Here is a 1,083-nt window from a genome sequence, read left to right as displayed (position 1 = left end):
CCCTGGATCAAGTTCCCCAAGTCGCCTTGCTGGTTATGTCCGATGTACAAGAGCGAACATGGTCGCAAATCCAAAACTGGATTATGAATTATACAGAAACGTCCTTATTCTATGCATACAATCCTTATGATCCTGTCATTTCCGTTTCGATGAATGTGGAGGACTCATTTCCAATAGAACCGCAGGATGAAGACATGGATCGTATTAGGCAAAGTTGGTTCCTATCACCATGGACCTACAACGACAGTTATTACAACCAACTGATTGAACAGTTCAAATCACTAAGACTGCATAAAGGCCAGCTGATGGGATTGCTATACTCTATAGTTATGGAATGGAATCACCTTTTTGCTCAGACTACGTTGGGTAGAATCTCAATGATCCATTCTTTTCAATCCTGGTACGAGGTAGAAGATTGGATCAAGCAGACCTCTGTGGGCATTCGTAAGGCAGATGAACAGACTTCGTATTCACAAGAAATTGTAGACGCCGTGAAAAAAGCGATTATGATCATGCAAAATAATTTGGACCAAGCTTTTACAGCTTCAGGTCTGTCCCAACAACTGAACATCAGCCGAAGCTATTTCAGTCAATGCTTCAAGGATTTGATGGGGAAAACCTTTAATGAGTACTCCCGATTTATACGAATAGAGAAGTCTAAAGAGTATTTATTGAATACAACCAACACGATTTTCTGGATTGCGGAGCGAGTGGGTTATACGGATGAAAAATATTTCAGCCGAATTTTTCGCGAATTGACAGGTCTGCTGCCAAGCGAATATCGACAGCTCGGCAGAGGGGATAAATAGCGTACTCTCCCAGATGACCAATAATCCGGGCGAAAGAAGGGAAAGCGATGATTAAGAAGATGGCTGCATGTGTTCTTGTCGTCAGCTTAATTACAGTGACAGTATATTTCAGCAACCCATACGTCCGGGAATCGCCAATGGGACCAACGAAAACAATCTCGGACACTGCCGCTGCCGATCCATTGGGGAAATATGAATATCCCGTTTCCATCCGACTGGGATATGTGGTAGATCCAACAGGCGCGGATCTCTCTGGAGGAGAAACACTTGAGAA

Annotated in this window: 1 protein-coding gene and 1 pseudogene; both read left to right on the top strand. The window is 43.4% G+C overall.

The features are described from left to right. A partial coding sequence (locus tag GRP75_RS27755) for a helix-turn-helix domain-containing protein (RefSeq protein WP_160790981.1) occupies positions 1–809 on the top strand: 809 nt, incomplete at its 5' end. Positions 810–856: 47 nt separating this feature from the next. Continuing rightward, positions 857–1,083 (top strand): annotated as a pseudogene (locus tag GRP75_RS29410) (hypothetical protein); the annotation flags it as partial.

This window comes from Paenibacillus sp. OT2-17, from assembly GCF_009827695.1.
GTDB lineage: Bacteria > Bacillota > Bacilli > Paenibacillales > Paenibacillaceae > Paenibacillus > Paenibacillus polymyxa_B.
The sequence above is the reverse complement of the archived record's forward strand: the minus strand, read 5'-3'. Positions and strand labels throughout refer to the sequence as shown.